The organism is Rhodopseudomonas sp. AAP120, assembly GCF_001295845.1.
GTDB lineage: Bacteria > Pseudomonadota > Alphaproteobacteria > Rhizobiales > Xanthobacteraceae > Rhodopseudomonas.
Genome location: NZ_LJIC01000177.1, coordinates 1 through 20,115, shown reverse-complemented (window position 1 = coordinate 20,115; position 20,115 = coordinate 1). Strand labels below are relative to the sequence as shown.

The window sequence follows — 20,115 nt, the reverse complement described above, 5'->3', positions numbered from 1 at the left end:
CGGGATCAATCCCGCGGCAGTTGCACCAGCAGCGTCGGAATCTGGCAGGTGCCGCTGCGCACGGTGACCACCCGTGTGCCCGGCTTGCGACCGGCCCGCGGCTCGGTCACGGTCAGCCCGGCCTCGACCAGACGGGCGCGGGCGGTATCGAGATCGTCGACCCGCCAGCCGATCCCCCACAGCTTGTCGTGCTCGGCATCAGAGCCCGCCACCGGCCGGTGCACGACTTCGAGGTTGAGATCCCCGCAGCGGAAGAACATCAGCCGCCCCCATTCGTGGTGGGAGCGATCCAGCACCATGTCGAGCCCCAGACGCGCACCGTACAGCGCCGCGACCCGTTCAGGGTCGGTGGTCGAGATCACCAGGTGGTCCATCGCGACGATCGGCGCCGGCCCGGTCGGCTCCGATCTCGGCCGTTCGGCCCCTAGCTCGAGGAAGAACATCCGCACGCCGCGGGTCAGCGCCGTGGCGGCGCGGGTACGCTTCCAGCTCAGCGCCGCGCCGGTCTGCGCATCCCGCCGCTCGACCTCCGCGACCGGATCCGGCTGCAGCGCCAAACGCTCGAGCCGGCGCTGCAGCCGCTCGATGTCCAGAACCCGGAAGCACAGGCTGGCGAGCCCCTCGCCCTGCAGCTTGATGACCGTGCGCAGACGATCGGCATTGCCCCCGCTGCCCGACGGCGACATCAGTTCGAGCGACATGTTGTCCAGGGTGAACAGCACGTTTTCCGAGCCGTCGTCGGCGCTGCGCCACGCCGGCGCGCGGCCCAGCAGGATCTGATAAGCGGCGACCGCCGCCGGCAGATCGCTGACCAACACCACCAGATGATCGATCCCGGTAATCACCCGCCCGCGAACGGCGGATTGCGCATCGTCGGGTTCGCGCTGTTCGCTGCTCATAGCAACACCCTCGCCTGTCTGTCGGTCGAACATGCCTGGCGGATCCGACGGCCGACTGCAATCACCGCCGGAGGCGACTCGCGGCTCCATGGCCTTGGCGCGACAATCGGATATTCGCGGCGCGTTGCCACCTCGTCCGATACCCGGTTCAGCGGCGCCGCCGCTGCAATCCTCCGCGCCGCAGAGGGGCGATTCGTCGATCAAGCCCGCCGGCGTGCAACAGCCCGCCGGGAACTCGGCCGGGATCGGTTTTCGGCGCCGAATCCCCGAGCTTCCGTTCCGCCGCAGCGGAAATTTAGCCGATGCGCTGCAACAAGCAGATGCTATGGTTTGCGAGCCGGGTCAGGCTTCGCAGCACAGGACGCTCATGGACGCACTCTTTATCGGACAGACCTATATCGACGTCACGTTCATCACCGACCATTTGCCGACCGGCGACGAGAAACACGTCGCATCCGACTACGCCGTGTCGTTCGGCGGCAACGCCGTCACCGCGGCGTTCTGCTGCGCTAAGCTCGGCATCGTGCCCGACCTGATCGCCACCGTCGCCAACGACTGGCTCGGCCGGATGTTTCAGGACATGACGGCGAAGTACGGAATCTCCGTCCATCCGCGCAAGGTGGCGACCTCGTCGCTGTCCTTCATCATGCCGAAGGACGGCAAGCGGGCCATCGTCCGCTGCCGCGACGACGAGCACATCCATCCGTTTCCGGTGCTCAATCTCGGCAACTGCCGTGCACTGCATGTCGACGGTCACCAGCCCGATGCCGCCATCCACTACGCCAAGCTGTGCCGCGAAGCCGGCATCCTGACCTCGCTCGACGGCGGCGGCCTACGAACCAACACCCACGAGCTGCTGGAATTCATCGACGTCGCGATCGTCGCTGAGCGGCTGTGCGAGCAGATGGACCTGACGCCGGACAAGATGCTCGATTATTTGAGATCGCGCGGCTGCCGGATCGGCGGCGTGACACAGGGCGAGCGCGGCCTGCTGTGGTACGACGAAGACGGCACGGTCCGCACCCTCCCCGCCTTCTCGATCCCCCGCGAGCGCGTGATCGATACCAACGGCGCCGGTGACGTCTTTCACGGCGCCTATGTGTTCTCGTATCTCAACAGCCCGGACAAGGACTGGCAGCACCATTTCGAATTCGCCCGCGCTGCGTCCACCTTCAAGATCCAGCGGCTCGGCAACGAGGCAGGCCTGCCGACGGTCCCGGACATCGAAGCGGTGCAGCGGGAATTCGCAGCGCTGGCGTAGCCTAACGAGGCCTATTTGTTAGCGGAAAGTATCAGCCGCACCGTCATGTCCAAGCTCGTCCCGGGCATCCACGCCTTCACTGCGTATCGACGTCCAAAGGCGCGGATGGCTGGGAGAAGCCCGACCATGACGAAGTAACTCTCCCCGTCATTGCGAGGAGCGTAGCGACGAAGCAATCCAGCCCCGTGCACGACGCTTCTGGATTGCTTCGCTTCGCCCGCATTGACGGAGAGCCCGTTACTAGGCCATCGCCTTCTTCAGATCGAAGCTGACATCCGCCGCCTGCTCGGGCGTAATCGATTTGCCGAGCGGCAGGATCTTGCGGCCGAAGACGTGGTCGGCGGCGCGGTTGACGGATTCGATGCCGATCAGTTGGCCGTCCTTATAGCAGAACGCCGAAAAGGAGCGCTCGGCGACGCTGCCGCGAACCACGACCTGATCGAAGCCGGCGGTGAGGCCGGCGATCTGCAGCTTGTCGTCGGCCTGGTCCGACCAGAACCACGGATAACCGTCGTAGGCCTTGGTGTCGCCGGTGAGCCGCGCGGCGACACAGCGTGCCTGGTCGGTGGCGTTCTGGACCGACTCCAGCCGCATCACCTCGCCGAACCGCACGCTGTTGAACAGCGAGCAATCGCCGATCGCCGAGATGTTCGGATCTTCGGTCAGGAGGTTCTCGTCGACGATGATGCCGGACGCGGTCGGCAGGCCGGCCGCAGCCGCGAGTTCGACGTTCGGGATGACGCCGACGCCGACCACGACCAGATCGGCCGGCAGCGTGCGGCCGTCGCTGAGCGCGACGCCGCTGACACGGCCGCCCTCGCCTTCGATCTCGGTGGCGCGGACGCCGTAGTGGATACGGATGCCCGAAGCGGTGTGGCGGTCGTGGAAGTAGCTGGAGATCTCCGGCGTCACCGCGCGCGCCATCACCCGCGGCGCGAGCTCGACGACGTCGACTTCGAGGCCCTTGCCGCGCGCCGTGGCGGCGAATTCGAGGCCAATGAAGCCGGCACCGATCACCACCACCTGCTTCTTGTTCGGCATACGCTGCCGCACCTGCTCACTCTCATCGAGCGTGCGCAGATACAGTACGTCCTCGAGCGTCGCCTTGGGCACGTCGAGCTGCCGGTTGCGCGCACCGGTCGCGAGCACCAGATGGCCGTACTCAATCTTCTCGCCCGAGCCGAGCAACAGCGTTTTCGCCTCGCGATCGATCGCAACCGCGCGATCGGAAATCAGCTCGATGGTCTGATCCTGGAAGAATTTCTCCGGACGAAACATCAGCGAGGCCGAATCACCGCCGCTCTTGAGATACGCCTTGGACAGCGGCGGCCGCTGATACGGCAGGTGCTTCTCGTCGTTGATCAGCACGACGCGACCGGTGTACTTGGCTTGGCGCAGCGAAACCGCGACCTGAAATCCGGCGTGCCCGGCTCCAACAATCAACACCGTGTCGTTCATCGCATCTCTCGTATCGTTTGGGCTCGGCGCGCCGCGCGTCGATGGACTTGGAAACCCGATCTGGATTGCGGCAGCCTCTAGCACAAAGCGGCGCGGCTGGTCAGCTTTCCGGGAGGCAGGCTTAGACTAAAGAAACGGCATCTGGCCGGCTCAATAGACTGGCGGCGTGAGGTCGAGCACGTCGCGCCTGGCGCCGTCGAGGATGTCCAATTCCAGCGTATCGATCAACAGCGGGCCGCGCCGGCGTTCCACCTCGCCGACCTTCTCGATCCGGGCGAAGGTCGCCTTCAGCCCGGGATGCGCGGCAGCGTTGGTTTCGCCCACCAGCAGCAGCTTGCCGGCCAGTTGCTCAGGCGTGGGCGACGGCTGCTGCAGCCAGCGGAAGCGCTCGTTGCGCTGCAACACGCAGGTGCCCTTGGGCAGATAGAAGGCGAGCCAGGCCGTGTTGCCGTAATCGTCGGCCATCACGCAGGTGGCGCCGGTCTTCTCGCGCACCGCGGCGATCTCGGCGGCGATTTCACGGAAGCCGACGCCGACCGCGCGAACGCTGGCGTCGCGGCGATAACCGGTGAGCACGCCGGTGTTGGCCTGCACCACGATCAGCACGAACATCACCACGCCGACCGGCACGGCCCAGCGCATGCAAAAGCGCACGACGCGCTGTGCCCGCGGTCCCCAGGTCGCCAGCCCCGCCGCGACCGCGCCGGCGACCGCGAAGGCCGGATACAGCGCGCCCAGCCAGTTGCCCTCGACCCGGTCGTGGGTCGCCTGCCAGGCGAAATACAGCGCGATGGTCCAGACGATCGAACTGACCAGCACGCGCGCGCCGGACGCCCCGGCGCCACGCGCCAGCGCATAGAGCCCCATCAGGCCGAGGATGTAGGCGAGCGGCGTGGTGAGGACGAACTGGGTCGGCACCAGCTCGAGCAGATAGCTCGGATTGAAGCCGTCGACCTGGGCACGGCGGAACTGCTTGACGAAGGAAATCCACTGGTGATCGGCATTCCAGATCACCACCGGCGAAAACATCGCGAACGCGATCAGTCCGCCGAGATAGGGCCAGGGCGTCAGCAGCCAGCGACGCAGCTTCGGCACCCACAACAGCCAGATCAGAATCGCCGGGCCGAAGAACAAAGCGGTGTATTTCGACAGCAGCGCAGCGCCGACCGCGACGCCGACGCCGAGCCACCACACGCCGTTGCCCGACGACAGCACCTGCGCCAGCGTGTAGAGCACGAAACTGGCCGCGACCAGCAGCGGCGCGTCCGGCGTCACGATCACGGTGCCGATCGACACCATCATCGTGGCGTTGAGCAGCAGCGTCGCGTTCGCCGCCAGCCGCTGGCCGCCGAACAGCAGCTCCGCCGATCGCCAGGTCGCCCAGCTCATCGGCAGTGCCAGCAGCACGGAGATCAGCCGCACGCCGAGTTCGGTATCGCCGGCGATCAGCGTGCCGAGCCGAATCACCAGCGCGACCATCGGCGGATGATCGAAGTAGGACAGCGCGAGATGCTTCGACCACGTCCAGTAATAGGCCTCGTCGAACGTCAAAGGCGTGATCGCGGCGGCGACGAGGCGCAGCGCCACCAAAGCGGCGACGACGATCGCCGTGACGCGGACGACATCCCGCGGTGCAGTCGGCATCGCGAACGTCAACGCTTACGCCAGACGAACAGGCCCGACATCGCGTAGTTCCAGACCACGCCCATCAAGGCGCCCGCGGCGCCGGCCAACCACCAGGTGATGTGCTCGTTGTAGACCGCGAAAGCGACGCCGACATTGGCGAGCAGTCCGACGCTGCACACCAGATAGAACAGCAGCAGGCCGCGCAGGATGGCGACGCCCTTCAGCCGCTGGTCGCGATAAGTCAGGAAGTTGTTGAGAACGAAGTTGCTGGTCATCGCCACCAACGCGGCGATCGCCTGCGCTTCGGCGAACGGCTGCTCAAACACTTTCAGCACGACGAACAGCGTGAGAAAATGCACGATCACGCCGGTCGAGCCGACCAACGCGAACAGGATGAAGCGCAGCGACAGCACGTCGTTGCTGTACTTGGCGAGTACCAGCCCGAGAAAATCCAGCGCCACCATCGAGTCGAGCTTGCTCTCGCCGTGCAGCCGCGAGCCAAAGCTGTACGGCACCTCGACGGCTCGCAGGCTGCCGCCGCCGGTGGCGACGACATCGAGCAGGATCTTGAAGCCCTGGGTGGAGAGCTGCGGCGCGAGCTGTTCGAAGCGGTCGCGGCGGATCATGAAGAAGCCGCTCATCGGATCGGCGATCTCGACCTTCAGCACCTGCCGCGCCAGCGTGGTGGCGAGGGCGCTGAAGCCGGCGCGCTGCTTGTCGAAGCTGTCGGCGCTGCCGCCCTCGACATAACGGCTGCCGACCACGAGGTCCGCCGAGCCGCTTTCGAGCAAGGCCAGCATCTGGCCGAGCCGGGTCTCGTCGTGCTGCAGATCAGCGTCCATCACGGCAGCGAACGGCGCGCTGGCGGCGAGGATACCCTCGATACACGCACCCGCCAGTCCACGCCGGCCGATCCGGCGAATGCAGCGTACCCGTGGCTCGCGCGACGCCAGTTCGCGCACCACCTGCCAGGTCCCGTCCGGCGAGTTGTCATCGACATAGATGACTTCCCATGCCACGCCGCGGAGCGCCGCTTCCAGCTTGCGGAACAGCGGCTCGATATTGTCGCGCTCGTTGAAGGTCGGCACCACGACGCTCAACTGGAGCGCTGCGGATGGCTGCGCGCGCGTTTCCACTACCGCTGGGCTGGCTTGGTTCATGGCGCCAGCGTATATCGATGCCCACGGACGCTGCCAAGGCGCGTTCCGTTACAAATCCGAAGGACAATCGGGAAGCGGGTGGAAACGGAGAGGTCAGTGGCCCAATGGACCCACCGAACGACCCGGCGCGGAGCCGGTCAAACGTTAACGACCACGAACAACAGGTGCGCGTACATCCGGCCCTCCCTACTATTCTGTGGCCGTTCGGCGGGCGGTGCGTGACGGGATCGCCAGCAGCACCATCGCCGTTGAAAGCAAGATAGGTACAGCCTGGGCGGTTCGCAAGAGGGAAACCGGAATGAAAAGCAAGGCGGGCGACATCCGCATCGGGATCGGCGGCTGGACTTTCGAGCCATGGCGCGGGGTGTTCTATCCGGACAAGCTGCCGCAGCGGCGGGAGCTCGAATACGCCGCCTCGAAGCTGACCTCGATCGAGATCAACGGCACCTTCTACGGCTCGCAGAAGCCAGAGAGTTTCCGGAAATGGGCGAGCGAGGTGCCGGACGGCTTCGTGTTCTCGCTCAAGGGGCCGCGGTTCGCGACCAACCGCAAGGTGCTGGCCGAGGCCGGCGACAGCATCAAGCGGTTCTACGATTCCGGCGTGCTCGAACTCGGTGACCGGCTCGGGCCGGTGCTGTGGCAGTTCGCTCCGACCAAGAAATTCGACCCGGTCGATTTCGGCGCGTTTCTGGCGTTGCTGCCGCGTGAGATCGACGGCCGCGCGCTGCGCCATGTCGTCGAAGTCCGGCACGACAGCTTCTGCACGCCGGACTTCATCGCCCTGCTCCGCGAACACGATGTCCCGCCGGTGTATTCCGAGCATGCGACCTATCCGGAGATCGCCGACGTGGTCGGCGACTTCGTCTATGCCCGGCTGCAGAAAGGCAAGGACGACATTGCGACCGGCTACCCGCCGAAGGCACTTGCCGCCTGGGCCAAGCGACTGGAAACCTGGGCAAGCGGCGGCGAGCCGGACGACCTGCCGAAGGTCGGCGCCGGACACGCGAAGAAACAAAAGCGCGACGTGTTCGCCTACGTGATCCACGAGGGTAAGGTCCGCGCCCCAGCCGCCGCGATGGAGTTGATCCGGCTGGTGGGCTAGGCTCGTTCGCATGGGAGGCGGTCGCATGGGCAAAGCCAAGACGCTGTTCACCATCGGCTACGAACAGACTCCCGCCGACGCGGTGCTAGACGAGTTGCAGCAAGCCGGCGTAAAGCTGCTGATCGATGTCCGTGCGGTGGCAGCGTCCCGTCGCCCGGGATTTTCGAAGTCGCAACTCGCCTCCGGTCTCGATGCGCGCGGTATCGGGTATCTACATCTGCGCGGCCTCGGCACGCCGAAGGAGGGGCGCGAGGCGGCTCGCAGCGGCCGCATGGACGCGCTGCATCGGATCTACGACGCGCACCTCAAGACGCCGCAGGCGCGCGAGCAGATGGACGAGCTGTCGTCACTGGTCATGAAGGCGGGCCCCGTCTGCATCCTGTGCTACGAGCGCGATCATCGCCAGTGTCATCGGCAATGGATCGCCGAACTCGTCGCGGAGCGTGACCGCGTGACAGTCAAAAACCTGGCCGCGCCGCAGATCTGAGCGGCTGCGGCGAGCTGTCGCTTGCGCCTCTCGCTTGCGCCGGATCAATCGCAAGCCGCCCTCCGGCTGATAGCGTCCGCCCGCATCCGACAGTTGAGCGCAGAGGTACAGGTAATGGACAAAATCGATTTCATGAACGGCCAGATCAAGGCGCTGCTGAACTTCGCCAACGCCGTAATCAAGGCGCATCCCGCGCCCGACAAGCTGCGTCATCATTTCGAGACCATCGCCCGCGCCGATCCGAATTCGCCGGAAGGGCTGTCGCTATCCGAAGCCTATGTGGACGGCATGCACGACATCGACCGCAAGATTGCCGTTGCGCTCGAACACGCCATCGCGACTGTTCCGCGCTGACATATGGACGTTGAATGAGCGCGGCTGCATGGCGTAGCGACCTATCCGCTTCGTCATGGCCGCGCTCCCCGCCGCCACCCCAGCCTTCGCACGATATCTGACGCCAGACTGGAATGCCGGGCCTGAACATGCCCCATGACGTCAGCAGCTGCATTCATCGAGTTATGTCGGGCATTCGCAGGACAAAGCTCGCCAAAAAAGGTGATGGGATAAGGCCACTCATTCGTCGCATCGTTGTCACTGGACAAGGAATAACGCCGCTGTTCTAATCCACGCATTACTTCATCAAGTAATTGCGTTCGGGATGAGTTGCGGTGCGTTGCGTCAGTTGGGTGCGCGTGTTGAGCGTAGCCGCGGTCGTCGGGACCGGAGCATTCGGCGCGCTCGCACAGGCCATCACGGTCGAGCGTAGCAGCGCGGAACACAGCGGCGCTGCGCAGAGCATCGCTCAGCTCACCGGCGCGAGTGACGCAGCCTCCGAGGAGGCGGAAGATTTCGACTCGGGCGATTTTCCGCCGAGCGGCCTCGAGGCCAGCCTCGAAGCCGAACTCGGTGTCGGGCTTGGCGCAGGGCTTGCCGCAGGACTCAAGGCGCCCCTCGACACCAGCACGCCCGCCGCCGAAGCCGGACCCGCTTCTTTATCCGCCAATACCACTGCACTAGCGATGCTCACGCCGTTTCCCAGCTCTGCGCCTGCTTTGAGCGGCGGATCGACGGCCGATCAGGTGCTGCTGTTCGGCGGCTACGATGTGTGGAGCAACGGCAGTTCCGCCTCCGCGGGCCTACACTGGGCGCAGAACGGACTCAACAATGACGGCTTCGTGGTGCGGCTCTCGCTCTCGAACGGTGCCGAGCGCTATCAGGGTTCGCGCCGTCTCTACACCACCGACATCTTCCGCGCCGCGATTATGCCGGGATGGCGTTTCAAAGCCGGCGAGTTCGAGTTGAAGCTATTCGCTGGCGCCGACTTCGAACATCACAACCTTACGCCCGACGATCCGGCCTCGAAGTGGCGAGGTGCGCATGCGGGTCTGCGCGTCGCCGCGGAAGCCTGGGCACAGCCGATCCCGGAGCTGATGCTGACCACCTCGTTCTATGCGACTACGATCGCGGCCGGATACGGCTTTCGCGCCGCAGCCGGCTGGCGCCTGATCGATGCGTTCTGGGTCGGGCCGGAATTCTCCGGATCGCGCGACGAGTTCAGTCGGCAGACGCGTCTGGGCTTCCACCTCACCGGCCTCGTGTCCGGTCCGCTCGAATGGTCCGCGGCGATGGGCTATGTCAGCGACAGCTTCGGCCGCACCGGCAGCTACGCGCGCCTTGCCGCGCAGATGCGGCCGTGACCGTCAGCCCAGACTCCAGGCCGAGACCGGCTCGGCATAGCCGCGCATGGTGACGCGGCCGACCATCTCGGCATCGGCCGCCGCGGCGCCGACCTCGTCCCGGATCGCCGACGAAATCAGCAACTGCGTGCCGAACTCCTTGTTGAGGGATTCCAGCCGAGCCGCGAAGTTCACGGTGTCGCCGATCACCGTGTACTCCTTGCGCCGCGGCGAGCCGACCGTGCCGACCACCGCGTCGCCGATGTGAATGCTGATGCCGATCCGCAGCGGCCAGGGGTGGCCGGCGTTGTTCTCCTCCATCGCCGACAGCATCTCGCGCCCCGCCGCGACTGCGCCAGCCGCAGCGTCCGGATCTTCGATCGGTGCGCCGAACAGCGCGAGGAAGCCGTCGCCGAGAAACTTGTTGACGATGCCGCCATGCTGCTCGAGGACCTCGACAAGAACTTCGAAAGCCTCGTCGAGCCGCGCCACCACCTCACTCGGCGTGCGCGCCCGCGCTGCGCCGGTGAAGTTGCGGAAATCGACGAACATCACCACGACGCGGCGCGTCTCGCCGCGTCCCTCGGCGCCAGCGGCGAGCAATTGCTCGACGACCTGCGGCGAGACGTGCTGGCCGAACAGGTTGGTGACCCGATCGCGCGCATCTGCGGCGTTGATCGACCTCTCGAACTGCCGCCGCAGCTGGGCGCCGACGCCGCCGGCGAGCAGGCCGCAGGTCAACACCATCAAGCTGCGGATCAGATGAAAGGCGAAATCCGGAGGTGGCTCGTGGGGGAAGCCGGGCGGATGATACAGCATCGCAATGCCGAGCAATTCGGCCGCCGCGACGAAACCGGTGAACAGCGACAATCGAAGATCGAGCCACAGCGTCGACAGGATGATGAAGATGAAATAGCCGAGCGGCGCCGCGAAGGCGAGCGCCTGCGCCGAACCCATGCTTTCCATCTGCAGATAGATGGCGACGGTCGGCAGGCTGGTTTCGATCAGGACGCCGATATAGCGGCCGATTTGCGGGCCGTCGCGGCCGGTCGCCAGACGGCGACGAAGATAAACCATGGCCGAGAGCTCGAATACGAGCAGCGGCAGATAGGACACCAGCAGCGGCCACAGCGAGAAATGGCCGCGCCAGATCTTCTCGATCGCGGCCGGGAAAAACCAATAGGAGACCAGCAGCACGCCGAGCAGCAGTGTGACGGTGGCGAGCAGCGCCTTGGCACGTAACAATTCGGTTTGCAGGATCTCGCGGGTCAGCGTGCTGCGTACGTCGTCCGACAGCGAGCGCCGTCGCGCCCTCGCCTTCGCTCTGCGCCATCGCATCTGCATCTGGCGCTCCCGTTCAGTCCAACGTCCGGCGGAAGCGCGTCACCGCGATGGTCATCGCCACAAGCATCAGCGCCGCCAGCGCCAGCGTGTCGTAGCGCAGGTTTTCCAGCGTCGAGCCCTTCAGCATGATGGCGCGGACGATGCGGAGGTAATGCGTCAGCGGCAGACACTCGCCGATATATTGCGCCCAGCGCGGCATCCCGGCGAAGGGAAACATGAAGCCCGACAACAGGATCGATGGCAGGAAGAACATCATCGAAGCCTGCATCGCCTGCAGCTGATTCTGCACCAGCGTCGAGAAGGTGTAGCCGATCGCCAGATTGGTGGTGATGAACAGCGTCGACAGCAGGGCCAGCAGCGGCAGGCTGCCGCGCAGCGGCACGCCGAACAAAAACACGCCAATGCCGATGATCAGCGACGCCTGGATGAAGCCGACGCCGACATAGGGCAGGATCTTACCGAGCATCACCTCGACCGGCGTGATCGGCATCGCCAGCAGGTTTTCCATCGTGCCGCGCTCGATCTCGCGCGTCACCGACAGCGCGGTGAAGATCAGCATCGTCATGGTCAGGATAGTGCCGACCAGCCCCGGCACGATGTTGAGCCGCGACGAGGCGGCCGGGTTGTAGCGCGCATGGGCGCGGATCTCGAACGGCGGATTGCCGGGATCGCCGGCCACGCGGTCGTGCTCCAGCGCGGATTGCACGATGGCGCCGAGCGCCGACAGCGCCGAGCCGGCTGCGACCGGATCGGTGGCATCGGCGGCGACCAGCAGCGCCGGCTTGTCGCCGCGCCGCACCGCGCGCTCGAAGCCACGCGGGATCTCGACGCCGAACAGCACCTTGCCGGACAGCAGCAGTGCGTCGAATTCGGCAACGCTCTGCACCTCGTGCACGAACTGGAAGTACGCGGTGTTCTCAAGTGCCTTGAGGATGGAGCGGCCGAGATCGCTGTCCTCCTGCAACAGCACCGCGGTCGGCAGATGCCGCGGCGTAGTGTTGATGGCGTAGCCGAACAGACAGAGCTGCATCACCGGGATGACGATGATCATCGCGAAGGTCAGGCGGTCGCGGCGCAGCTGGATCAGTTCTTTCACCAGCATCGCATAGGTGCGTCGCAGGAAGCCGAAGCGCTGCCGCGGGAGCGGCTGGATACGCGGCGTGTTGTCATCCGCCGCGCTCATTGGAAGTTGTCCTTGCTGCGGCTCATCAGCTCGATGAACACGTCCTCCAGCGACGGCGCGCCGTGCTGCCAGTGCTGATCGGCGTTGGCGCGATACGGCGCCAGCGTCGCTTCGAGCGCAGCATGATCGCGGCCGGAGACGTGCAGGCTGCTGCCGAACGGCGCCACCATGTCGACGCCGGGCTTGCCGGCGAGCTCGTGCGCCAGCGCGCCGAGCCCCTCGCCGGTCACCACCCAGGTGGCGAGCTGCGAGGCAGCGATCACCTGCTCGACGGTGCCGTGCGCCAGCAGATAACCATAAGCGATGTAGGCGATCTCATGGCAGCGCTCCGCCTCGTCCATGTAGTGGGTCGAGACCAGCACGGTGAGCCCTTCGGCGGCGAGCGCGTGGATCTCGTTCCAGAAGTCGCGCCGCGCCTTCGGATCGACGCCGGCGGTCGGCTCGTCGAGCAGCAGCAATTGCGGGTTCGGCAGCGTGCAGGCGCCGAGCGCCAGCCGCTGCTTCCAGCCGCCCGACAATTCGCCGGCAAGCTGCTCCTCGCGGCCGGACAGGCCAAGCCGCTTGATCATGTCGCGCGCCGCACCGCGCGCATCCGGCACGCCGTACAGCCTTGCGACAAACTCCAGGTTCTCGCGCACCGAGAGGTCCTGATACAGGCTGAATCGCTGCGTCATGTAGCCGACCTGGCGCTTGATCTTGTCGGCGTCACGCGTGATGTCGTAGCCGAGGCAGGTGCCCTCGCCGCTGTCCGGCGTCAGCAGCCCACACAACATGCGGATCGTGGTGGTCTTGCCGGAGCCGTTCGGGCCGAGAAAGCCGTAGATCGAGCCGCGCTTCACCTGCATCGACAGATCGTGCACCACCTCGCGGCCGTTAAAGGACTTGGTCAGTCCTTTGACGTCGATAGCTATCTCGGCGGCCGCGGTCATGACTTCGCACCCGCCCCGCTCTGCGGCGTCTGCGGCGATGCGGCGGTTTTCGGCATCGGGAAAATGCTGACCGGCTGACCGACGCGCAGCGCCGTCGGCCGATCCGGCCGCGCCTGGATCAGGTAGACCAGTTTGTTGCGCTCATCGAGGCTGTAGATGACCGGCGGGGTATATTCCGCCTGGGTGGCGATGAAGTAGATCTTGGCGGTGAGATCCGGTGCGCAGCCGTCGCAGGTGACCCGCACGCTGTCGCCGATCGAAAGCTGCGGCAGGACCGGTTCGGGCACGTAGAAGCGCAGCTTCATGTTGCCAGGCGGCAGAATCGACAGCACCGGCTTCTGCGCCGCCACCATCTCGCCTTCGCGGAAGTAGATCTGCTGTACCGGACCGGTGACAGGCGCATAGACTTGGCGCCGGGCCAACCGCGTCTTCGAGGTCTCGACCCGTGCCTCGGCGACGCGCAGCGCCGACACCGCCGCATCGAGATTGGCCTGGGTGCCCGAACCCGTCTTCGACAGCGACTGGGCGCGGTCGAAACTCTGTTTGGCGTTGGCGAGCGTGGCGTTGTTCTGGTTGAGGTCGGCCTGCTGCAGATCGTCGTCGAGCGTGTAGATCAACTCGCCCTTGCGCGCTTCGTCGCCTTCGCGCACCGTCAGCTTGGTGATACGGCCGGACTCGTCCGGGCTGACGAAGATCAGGTCGGCCTCGACCCAGCCCTGGTAGCCGCGATCGGTGTTGTTGCCGCAGCCGGCGAGTGCAAGCAGCGCGCCGGCCGCGATGACGACAGTGAGCGATCGCGCGATCATGGCGCGTTTCCTTTGTCGAACAGAATGTCGATGTGCGTCCGCAGCAGGGCGCGGGCGTCGAGCGGCGCAAAGCGATTGAACAGGCCCTGCCACACCACGGTCAGCATCGCGGGCGCCATGAGCAGTTGCGGATAGTCGAGCAGCGCCTTGTTGCGGATCTCGCCGCGCTCGATGCCGTAGGCGATCACCCGCCGCATCGCGGCAATGCCGTGCACGACGACTTCTCGATAATGAAACTCGGCCAGCGAAGGAAACCATTTCCCCTCGGAGATCAGCAGCCGCAGCAGGTCGGCGCGCTTGGTCTCGGTCACCTCGCGGACGAAGACTTCGACGAAGGTTTCAAACATCGTCCGCGCCGAGACGCCGGGCGGTGGCGGAGCGCCGAGTTCGCCGATCAGCGGCAGCAGCGAGAACCGCAGCAATTCCTGGAACAGCGTCTCTTTGTCGGCGAAGTACAGATAGATCGTGCCCTTGGCGACGCCGGCGCGCTTGGCGACGTCGTCCAGCCGCGTCGCGGCGAAGCCGCGGGCCGTGAATTCCTCCAGCGCCGCCTCGACAATCGCGGCGCGTCGCTCGGCCGCCCGCAGCGCCCGAAGCGACGACGTCTCGTCCTGGCGACGGGAGGCGCGTCCGGCGCTCGCGGCAGGCGAGCGGGAACTCGGCTTGGGCGGCGCCGGCGGAGCCGCTGTCTTCGATGGCTGCTTCGTCTTGGGAGGGTGCTTCGGCTTGGTCATTCCCAATTATGACTGACCAGTCAGTCATAATCAATCCGGATGATCCCGGAGGGTGCGACTTCGTGCGTCGGGGGAGTCACTGACCGGACGGAACGAGCACCCGGACCCGTGATTGTCATGCAGGAACGATAGCCACCAACGGAGGAAAGCTCATGTCGACCGAATGGATGTGGGGGATCGGCATCCTCATCCTCGCAGCCGCGATCGCCTACGGGCTGATGCGCAATCGTCGGCGCACCGCTGCGGAGAAGCAGCTTACCGAGGCCGCGACCAAGGCGAATTATCGCGCCGAGGACCGCAAGGAGACCGGCCAGCCGGTGCCGGGCGCGGGAGAACGCGCCCAGACCATGCCGGACTAAGCAGGCGCCGACGACGGCAAATCAGGTATGAAACTTGAGGCCGTCCAGAATCTTGTCGACCACCTTGCGGTCCGCCCGGACCGCTAGCCCGACCAGATCGAGATCCGGCCGCTGCACCGCCCGGACCGCCTCGCGGTTGGCAGCATCGTGGGTGGTCTTGAACATCTCGGCGGTGTAGATCGCCGGCGTCACGTTGCGGGCCAGGGCGCGATCGAGCGCACGTGAAAGGGCGGCTTTGTCGGCACCATAGATCAAGATCGGCTGGCCGATCAGCGCGTGATAAGGCGTATCACTACCGTCCTGATACGGCTCGCCGATACACTCCAGAAAAGCCGCGGCGATGCCCGAGGACAGGAACGCGGCGACATTCAGCTTCTGCCAGGCTTCGAGGTCGGTGCGGATCACCAACGCGATCTTGGTATCGAACTGCATGACGCACGACTAACCGAAATCGCGCGGCATGTCAGCCCGTCGTCACCCTTTGGCGTCGCATGCCCAGGCGCGGATGACGCATTCCTTGCCGCCGTATTCGTAGCATTTGCGGGTGGCTTCGTTGAGGGTCGAAGAAATCTTCGCCTCGACCGCGTAGCCGTGGGCCCCGCAGGGATTGAGCAGATCGATCGCCAGCGCCGCGCACGCCCTGCGCATGGTAATGGTGGTGCAGTCGCCGTTGCACTTCTTGCGCGCGGCGGCGATCGCGGCGGCTTCCGCCGAATAATCAAACGCCTGGCCATAGGCGCCGCATTTGCCGACGGCCATCGCGCCCGCGGCGTGAGCCGGCGCGAACGCGCCCACGGCCATCAACAAGGCAGCACAAAGCGCGCGACCGCGCGCGGCAGCGATCCGTTTCAAGATCGTCCTCCCCGAGTAATCCCCAGAGGAACTTTATCGGGCCAGGACTTTCAACTTGGTGAATAATCCGTCGCGCTAGCCGCGCCGGGCCTGATCCAGCGCGTCGGGCGTGTCGATGTCGAGGAAGGCACCGCTGCCTTCGACCGGGACTTCAGTGACGGCCTCTGCGTGTTTGGCGATCAGATGCCGGGCGCCGACATCGCCGCCGAGCGTCATCAGCTCGGCGAAGAACCGCCGCGACCACAGGACCGGATTGCCGCGGCGGCCGTCCGCGACCGGCACCACGATCAGCGCGCCGCGATCCGGATCGAAGGCGTCGATCAGCCGATCCACCAACTGCGTGCCGACAAGTGGCATGTCGCCGAGGCAGACCACCGCGCCATCGGCGTCGTCGCTGACCGCGGCGATGCCGGTCTTCACCGACGAGGCCAGGCCATCGGCGTAGTCCGCATTGTGCACGAAGCCGAGGTCGAGCCCCGCCAGCGCAGCCTCGACCTTTTCGGCCTGGTGACCGGTTACGACGATCGGACGCGCCGCCTTGGCCGCCTTGCAGGCGATCACCTGCTCGGCGACGATCCGCACCATCGGCTTGCCGTTCAGCTCCGCCAGCAGCTTGTTCGGCCCGCCCATCCGGGTCGAGCGGCCGGCGGCCAGGATGATCGCCGCGACGTTGCGGCCGCCTTCGGCGACCGGCACGCGCGGCTGGGGCCGCGTCACGATCTCCATCAGCAGCCCGCCGACCCCGAGGCCAGTGATATCGGCGCGCGTCACGGTCAGCCCGGCGAGCAGCCGCATCAGCACCCAGTCGAAGCCGTTCTCGACCGGCGAACGCGCGCAGCCCGGCGCGCCGAGCACCGGCACGCCGGAAGCCGAACCGATCAGGAGCAGATTGCCGGGGTCGACCGGCATGCCGAAATGCTCAATGCGACCGCCGACCGTTTCGATCGCCGCAGGAATCACATCGCGGCGATCGGCGATCGCCGAGGCGCCGAAAACGATCACCAGCTCGGCACCGAGGCCGAGTAGCTCCTTGAGCGCGTCGGCAAGCTGCGCCTGATCGTGCGCAATGCGGCGCTCGGCGATGATCGCGGCACCGGCCGGTGCCAGGCGCTCGGCGGTGACGCGCAAAGTCTTGTCGATCACTTTGGCGGCGAGGCCAGGTAACTGCGTCGACACCACGCCGACGCGCTTCACCTTGTAGGGCGCGACCCGCAGCGCGGCGCCCTGCGCTGCGGCCACCGCCGCGTCGCGCAGCCGCGCTTCGACTCCGAACGGGATCAGCTTGACGGTCCCGATCATTTCGCCTTCGACCACCGGCTTGAACGCCGGCAGCGTGGCAAAAGTGATCGCTTCATCGACGGCGTTGACGCGGTCGACCGCGGCGCGGTCGATCACCAGCACGCCGGCGCGGCTGGCGAACAGATTGGCACGGCCGGTGAACGCACGCTCGACCGTCACGCCCTCGCCCGCAACGGCGTTAGCGACATCACCGGCCGCCACATCTTCCGAGACGTCGCCGGGTTCGAGCTGCACGACTACGATCTCGGCGACGCCGGCCTTCTCCAGCGCCGCGACTTCCGCCTCGCCGATCAGCGTGCCCTTCTTCAGCAGCAATCCATTCTGCCGCAGCGAATGCACGGCGACGCCGCCGATCGCTTCCGCCGGCCGCCGCGGCCCGAACTTCATGCTGCGGCCGCTTTGGATGTTGCGGGCAGCCGCAGCGTCGCGGTGATTTCGGCCATGATCGACACCGCGATCTCGGCCGGCGACACCGCGCCGATGGCGAGCCCGATCGGCGCGTGGATGCGGCCGACATCCGCCTCGCTGGCACCCTGCTCCTTCAGCCGCTCGACGCGGCGGCCATGCGTCTTCTTGGACCCGAGCGCGCCGATGTAGAAGCAGTCGCGTTCGAACGCATGCAGCAGCGCCGGATCGTCGATCTTCGGATCGTGCGTCAGCGCCACGAAAGCCGTGTAGCGATCGATGTTCAGCGGCGGCAGCGCGACGTCGGGCCATTCGGCGATCAGCGGCACGTCCGGAAAGCGCTCCGGGCTGGCGAAGGCGGTGCGCGGATCGACCACGGTGACGTCGTAGCCGAGCGACCGCGCCAGCGGCGCGAGCGCCTGACTGATATGGACTGCGCCGACGATCACCAATTTGGCAGTCGGCGCGTAGACATTGAGAAACAGCTTCTTGCCATCCGCCTCGATAGTCGCGCTCTTGCCCATGCGCAGCTGCTTGGACAATTCAGCGGCGAGTGGATCGGCGGCGATGTCGGCGGCCTTCACCAGCCTCTGCTCGCCGGTCGCGGTGTCGGTGACGACGATCGCCGGACGACGCGCGGCGCGCTCGGTGTTGAGCTGTTGCAGCGTTTCGAACTTCACGTCAGCGCCCCACTTTGCCTTAGTCGCTCATTAGAACCAGCCGAGATAACGGCGTCAGAATTGGAAACCGTCATTGCGAGAAGCGAAGCGACGAAGCAATCCGGCTCCGTGCACTGCGCTCTGGATTGCTTCGCTTCGCTCGCAATGACGGAGAAACTCTCACTTCCTCGGTCGCGATCTCGCCGCCCGCGACTAACCGACCTTTTCGACGAACACCCGGATGGTGCCGCCGCAGGACAGCCCGACCTTCCAGGCGGTCTCGTCGGCGACGCCGAATTCCAGCAGCTTCGGCTCGCCGCTCTCGATCACGTCGAGCGCCTCGGTCACCACCGCGCCCTCGACGCAGCCGCCCGAGACCGAGCCGAGGAACGTGCCGTCGTCATTGATCACGAGATTGGAGCCGGCAGGGCGCGGCGCAGAGCCCCAGGTCTCGACCACGGTGGCGAGCGCGACGCCGCGGCCGGCGCTCTTCCAGTCCTCCGCCGCTTTGAGAATGTCTTCGTTGCTGTCGAGCATGGGACGTCTCCTCGGCGTGGGTCAGGCGGCGGAGCGGATCGCGCTGAAATGGTGCGGCGGCGGAGCCGACGACAACGCCTCGATCAAGGTTTGCATCGACGTCAAATTATGTACCGGACGGAATTCGTCAACGTAGGGCAGCATCATTTTGATGCCCTGGGCGCGCGGTTCGAAGCCCTGATAGCGCAGCAGCGGGTTGAGCCAGATCAGCCGGCGGCAGGAGCGATGCAGCCGGTCCATCTCGAACGCCAGCTTGGTGTCGGCCTCGCGCTCCAGCCCGTCGGAGATCAAGAGCACGATCGCACCCTGCCCGAGCACGCGCCGCGCCCACAATTTATTGAAGCTGTGCAGCGAGGTGGCGATCCGCGTGCCGCCGGCCCAATCCTCGACCGAGGACGTGCAACTCGCCAGCGCCTCGTCCGGATCGCGCTGGCGCAGCGCGCGGGTGACGTTGCTCAGCCGCGTGCCGAACAGAAAGGTCGAAACCCGCTTGCGGTCGTCGGTGATGGCGTGGAGGAAGTGCAGGAACAGTCGCGTGTACTCGCTCATCGACCCGGAGATATCCAGCAGCGCCACGATCGGCGCCGGCTTGTCGATCAGCCCGAGCCGGCGGATGTCGACGATCTCGCCGCCGCTGCGCAGCGAGGCGCGCAGGGTGCGGCGCAGATCGAGCTTGAGGCCACGCTTGTCGGGACGGACGCGGCGGGTGCGTAACTCCGCCTGCGGCAGCTTCATGCGGGCGATGGCGCGCGTGACCTCGGCGATTTCCGCCGCGCTCATCTGCGCAAAGTCCTTCTTCTGCAGGATCTCCTTGTCGGACACCGCAAGCTGCAGCTCCTGCTCTTCGGCCGACGGCAGGTCGCGCGTCGCCGACGGCGACATCGCCTCCTGCACGCGGCGCGACGCTGGCGGCGGCTTCTTCTTGGCGGCGTCGGGCAGCGGAATTGAGTCGAGCATGTTCTGCCAATCCTCCGCGGCCCGGAAGAACAGCGCGAAGGCCTGCTCGAAGATCAACAGATGCTCGCGGCGCTTGACGAAGATCGCTTCCAGCGTCGCGTAGAGATCGTCACGCTGGCCTATGTCGATCAGCTGTAGCGCGTCGAGCGCATCGATCACCGCGCCCGGCCCGACCGGCAACCCCGCGGCACGCAGCGCCCGCGCGAAGCCAACGACATTATCCGCCATCCGGCCGGTCGCCGGATTGAGATGATCCATCGCGGCAGTAGGGTTACGCTGCATGTAAGCACAACCTCTCAACTCGTTAGGGCCGCGACCTCACTCCGAGCACGGCCTGCTCCCTCTCCCGCTTGCGGGAGAGGGCTGGGGTGAGGGCGACGCG

At 66.1% G+C, this 20,115-nt stretch carries 21 protein-coding genes; 6 read left to right on the top strand and 15 right to left on the bottom strand.

Annotated features, from left to right (window positions below; all coding sequences use genetic code 11):
• Positions 1-5: 5 nt before the first annotated feature.
• Positions 6-845 carry a VOC family protein gene (locus IP86_RS24465; protein ID WP_054165053.1) on the bottom strand — a complete coding sequence of 280 codons (840 nt, stop codon included), beginning with the start codon at positions 843-845 and terminating at the stop codon, positions 6-8.
• Positions 846-1,266: 421 nt separating this feature from the next.
• Here IP86_RS24465 and IP86_RS24460 point away from each other — a divergent pair, with 421 nt between their 5' ends.
• A complete protein-coding gene (locus IP86_RS24460) occupies positions 1,267-2,160 on the top strand; it encodes a sugar kinase (protein WP_054165041.1) in 894 nt (297 codons plus the stop codon).
• Positions 2,161-2,400: 240 nt separating this feature from the next.
• On the opposite strand, the gene IP86_RS24455 is transcribed toward IP86_RS24460, so the two are convergent.
• The 3 genes from IP86_RS24455 to IP86_RS24445 form a co-directional block, all read right to left on the bottom strand.
• Complete coding sequence (locus IP86_RS24455) at positions 2,401-3,618, bottom strand: NAD(P)/FAD-dependent oxidoreductase (protein ID WP_054165040.1); 1,218 nt, start codon at positions 3,616-3,618, stop codon at positions 2,401-2,403.
• Positions 3,619-3,768: 150 nt separating this feature from the next.
• Entirely contained in the window at positions 3,769-5,262 is a 1,494-nt protein-coding gene (locus tag IP86_RS24450; RefSeq protein WP_054165052.1) for a glycosyltransferase family 39 protein, read from the bottom strand.
• Positions 5,263-5,270: 8 nt separating this feature from the next.
• Positions 5,271-6,404 (bottom strand): glycosyltransferase, encoded by a 1,134-nt coding sequence (locus IP86_RS24445; protein WP_054165039.1) that lies wholly within the window; start codon positions 6,402-6,404, stop codon positions 5,271-5,273.
• Between the two features lie 298 nt (positions 6,405-6,702).
• Between IP86_RS24445 and IP86_RS24440 the strand changes: the two genes are divergently transcribed.
• The 4 genes from IP86_RS24440 to bcsS all read left to right on the top strand — a co-directional run bounded on the left by IP86_RS24440 (position 6,703) and on the right by bcsS (position 9,690).
• Complete coding sequence (locus tag IP86_RS24440) at positions 6,703-7,506, top strand: DUF72 domain-containing protein (protein WP_054165038.1); 804 nt, start codon at positions 6,703-6,705, stop codon at positions 7,504-7,506.
• 25 nt (positions 7,507-7,531) lie between these two features.
• Positions 7,532-7,993 carry a DUF488 domain-containing protein gene (locus IP86_RS24435; protein WP_054165037.1) on the top strand — a complete coding sequence of 154 codons (462 nt, stop codon included), beginning with the start codon at positions 7,532-7,534 and terminating at the stop codon, positions 7,991-7,993.
• 114 nt (positions 7,994-8,107) lie between these two features.
• Positions 8,108-8,347 (top strand): hypothetical protein, encoded by a 240-nt coding sequence (locus IP86_RS24430; protein WP_054165036.1) that lies wholly within the window; start codon positions 8,108-8,110, stop codon positions 8,345-8,347.
• 338 nt (positions 8,348-8,685) lie between these two features.
• Positions 8,686-9,690, top strand: coding sequence for a cellulose biosynthesis protein BcsS (bcsS, locus tag IP86_RS24425; protein WP_245290729.1), 1,005 nt, complete (start codon positions 8,686-8,688; stop codon positions 9,688-9,690).
• 3 nt (positions 9,691-9,693) lie between these two features.
• Here the strand turns inward: bcsS and IP86_RS24420 are convergent, their stop codons facing one another.
• Genes IP86_RS24420 through IP86_RS24400 form a run of 5 tightly spaced genes read right to left on the bottom strand, consistent with a single transcriptional unit; the run spans position 9,694 to position 14,665 of the window.
• Entirely contained in the window at positions 9,694-11,013 is a 1,320-nt protein-coding gene (locus tag IP86_RS24420) for an adenylate/guanylate cyclase domain-containing protein (RefSeq protein WP_082364243.1), read from the bottom strand.
• A gap of 13 nt (positions 11,014-11,026) precedes the next feature.
• Positions 11,027-12,196, bottom strand: a complete 1,170-nt coding sequence (locus IP86_RS24415; protein ID WP_054165034.1) for an ABC transporter permease — start codon at positions 12,194-12,196, stop codon at positions 11,027-11,029.
• Positions 12,193-13,125, bottom strand: a complete 933-nt coding sequence (locus IP86_RS24410; RefSeq protein ID WP_054165033.1) for an ABC transporter ATP-binding protein — start codon at positions 13,123-13,125, stop codon at positions 12,193-12,195. The genes IP86_RS24415 and IP86_RS24410 overlap by 4 nt, the downstream gene beginning before the upstream one ends.
• Positions 13,122-13,931, bottom strand: a complete 810-nt coding sequence (locus IP86_RS24405) for an HlyD family secretion protein (RefSeq protein ID WP_054165032.1) — start codon at positions 13,929-13,931, stop codon at positions 13,122-13,124. The genes IP86_RS24410 and IP86_RS24405 overlap by 4 nt, the downstream gene beginning before the upstream one ends.
• Positions 13,928-14,665, bottom strand: coding sequence for a TetR/AcrR family transcriptional regulator (locus tag IP86_RS24400; protein WP_054165031.1), 738 nt, complete (start codon positions 14,663-14,665; stop codon positions 13,928-13,930). The genes IP86_RS24405 and IP86_RS24400 overlap by 4 nt, the downstream gene beginning before the upstream one ends.
• A 152-nt stretch (positions 14,666-14,817) precedes the next feature.
• Between IP86_RS24400 and IP86_RS24395 the strand changes: the two genes are divergently transcribed.
• Entirely contained in the window at positions 14,818-15,024 is a 207-nt protein-coding gene (locus IP86_RS24395) for a hypothetical protein (protein ID WP_054165030.1), read from the top strand.
• Positions 15,025-15,045: 21 nt separating this feature from the next.
• Here the strand turns inward: IP86_RS24395 and IP86_RS24390 are convergent, their stop codons facing one another.
• The 6 genes from IP86_RS24390 to IP86_RS24365 form a co-directional block, all read right to left on the bottom strand.
• Positions 15,046-15,456 carry a DUF2000 family protein gene (locus IP86_RS24390; protein ID WP_054165029.1) on the bottom strand — a complete coding sequence of 137 codons (411 nt, stop codon included), beginning with the start codon at positions 15,454-15,456 and terminating at the stop codon, positions 15,046-15,048.
• Positions 15,457-15,498: 42 nt separating this feature from the next.
• On the bottom strand, positions 15,499-15,825 hold the full coding sequence (locus tag IP86_RS24385; RefSeq protein ID WP_054165050.1) for a DUF4189 domain-containing protein: 327 nt from the start codon (positions 15,823-15,825) through the stop codon (positions 15,499-15,501).
• Positions 15,826-15,951: 126 nt separating this feature from the next.
• The gene (locus tag IP86_RS24380) at positions 15,952-17,562 is read right to left on the bottom strand and encodes an NTP transferase domain-containing protein (RefSeq protein ID WP_054165028.1); all 1,611 of its coding nucleotides are present in this window, start codon (positions 17,560-17,562) and stop codon (positions 15,952-15,954) included.
• Positions 17,559-18,260: an XdhC family protein gene (locus tag IP86_RS24375; RefSeq protein ID WP_054165027.1), complete on the bottom strand. Its 702-nt coding sequence runs from the start codon at positions 18,258-18,260 to the stop codon at positions 17,559-17,561. The genes IP86_RS24380 and IP86_RS24375 overlap by 4 nt, the downstream gene beginning before the upstream one ends.
• Before the next feature lie 192 nt (positions 18,261-18,452).
• Positions 18,453-18,776 carry an XdhC family protein gene (locus IP86_RS24370; protein ID WP_054165026.1) on the bottom strand — a complete coding sequence of 108 codons (324 nt, stop codon included), beginning with the start codon at positions 18,774-18,776 and terminating at the stop codon, positions 18,453-18,455.
• A gap of 21 nt (positions 18,777-18,797) precedes the next feature.
• Positions 18,798-20,015, bottom strand: a complete 1,218-nt coding sequence (locus IP86_RS24365) for a vWA domain-containing protein (RefSeq protein WP_054165025.1) — start codon at positions 20,013-20,015, stop codon at positions 18,798-18,800.
• Between the last annotated feature and the right edge of the window lie 100 nt (positions 20,016-20,115).

What these genes read in the sequence shown, in the direction of transcription:
- IP86_RS24390 (WP_054165029.1), bottom strand. Translation starts at nt 15,456, where the DNA reads ATGCAGTTCGATACCAAGATCGCGTTGGTGATCCGCACCGACCTCGAA.
- IP86_RS24395 (WP_054165030.1), top strand. Translation starts at nt 14,818, where the DNA reads ATGTCGACCGAATGGATGTGGGGGATCGGCATCCTCATCCTCGCAGCC.
- IP86_RS24455 (WP_054165040.1), bottom strand. Translation starts at nt 3,618, where the DNA reads ATGAACGACACGGTGTTGATTGTTGGAGCCGGGCACGCCGGATTTCAG.
- IP86_RS24440 (WP_054165038.1), top strand. Translation starts at nt 6,703, where the DNA reads ATGAAAAGCAAGGCGGGCGACATCCGCATCGGGATCGGCGGCTGGACT.
- IP86_RS24400 (WP_054165031.1), bottom strand. Translation starts at nt 14,665, where the DNA reads ATGACCAAGCCGAAGCACCCTCCCAAGACGAAGCAGCCATCGAAGACA.
- IP86_RS24420 (WP_082364243.1), bottom strand. Translation starts at nt 11,013, where the DNA reads ATGCAGATGCGATGGCGCAGAGCGAAGGCGAGGGCGCGACGGCGCTCG.
- IP86_RS24430 (WP_054165036.1), top strand. Translation starts at nt 8,108, where the DNA reads ATGGACAAAATCGATTTCATGAACGGCCAGATCAAGGCGCTGCTGAAC.
- IP86_RS24370 (WP_054165026.1), bottom strand. Translation starts at nt 18,776, where the DNA reads ATGCTCGACAGCAACGAAGACATTCTCAAAGCGGCGGAGGACTGGAAG.
- IP86_RS24460 (WP_054165041.1), top strand. Translation starts at nt 1,267, where the DNA reads ATGGACGCACTCTTTATCGGACAGACCTATATCGACGTCACGTTCATC.
- IP86_RS24415 (WP_054165034.1), bottom strand. Translation starts at nt 12,196, where the DNA reads ATGAGCGCGGCGGATGACAACACGCCGCGTATCCAGCCGCTCCCGCGG.
- IP86_RS24445 (WP_054165039.1), bottom strand. Translation starts at nt 6,404, where the DNA reads ATGAACCAAGCCAGCCCAGCGGTAGTGGAAACGCGCGCGCAGCCATCC.
- IP86_RS24405 (WP_054165032.1), bottom strand. Translation starts at nt 13,931, where the DNA reads ATGATCGCGCGATCGCTCACTGTCGTCATCGCGGCCGGCGCGCTGCTT.
- IP86_RS24450 (WP_054165052.1), bottom strand. Translation starts at nt 5,262, where the DNA reads ATGCCGACTGCACCGCGGGATGTCGTCCGCGTCACGGCGATCGTCGTC.
- IP86_RS24410 (WP_054165033.1), bottom strand. Translation starts at nt 13,125, where the DNA reads ATGACCGCGGCCGCCGAGATAGCTATCGACGTCAAAGGACTGACCAAG.
- IP86_RS24365 (WP_054165025.1), bottom strand. Translation starts at nt 20,015, where the DNA reads ATGCAGCGTAACCCTACTGCCGCGATGGATCATCTCAATCCGGCGACC.
- IP86_RS24380 (WP_054165028.1), bottom strand. Translation starts at nt 17,562, where the DNA reads ATGAAGTTCGGGCCGCGGCGGCCGGCGGAAGCGATCGGCGGCGTCGCC.
- IP86_RS24435 (WP_054165037.1), top strand. Translation starts at nt 7,532, where the DNA reads ATGGGCAAAGCCAAGACGCTGTTCACCATCGGCTACGAACAGACTCCC.
- IP86_RS24385 (WP_054165050.1), bottom strand. Translation starts at nt 15,825, where the DNA reads ATGGCCGTGGGCGCGTTCGCGCCGGCTCACGCCGCGGGCGCGATGGCC.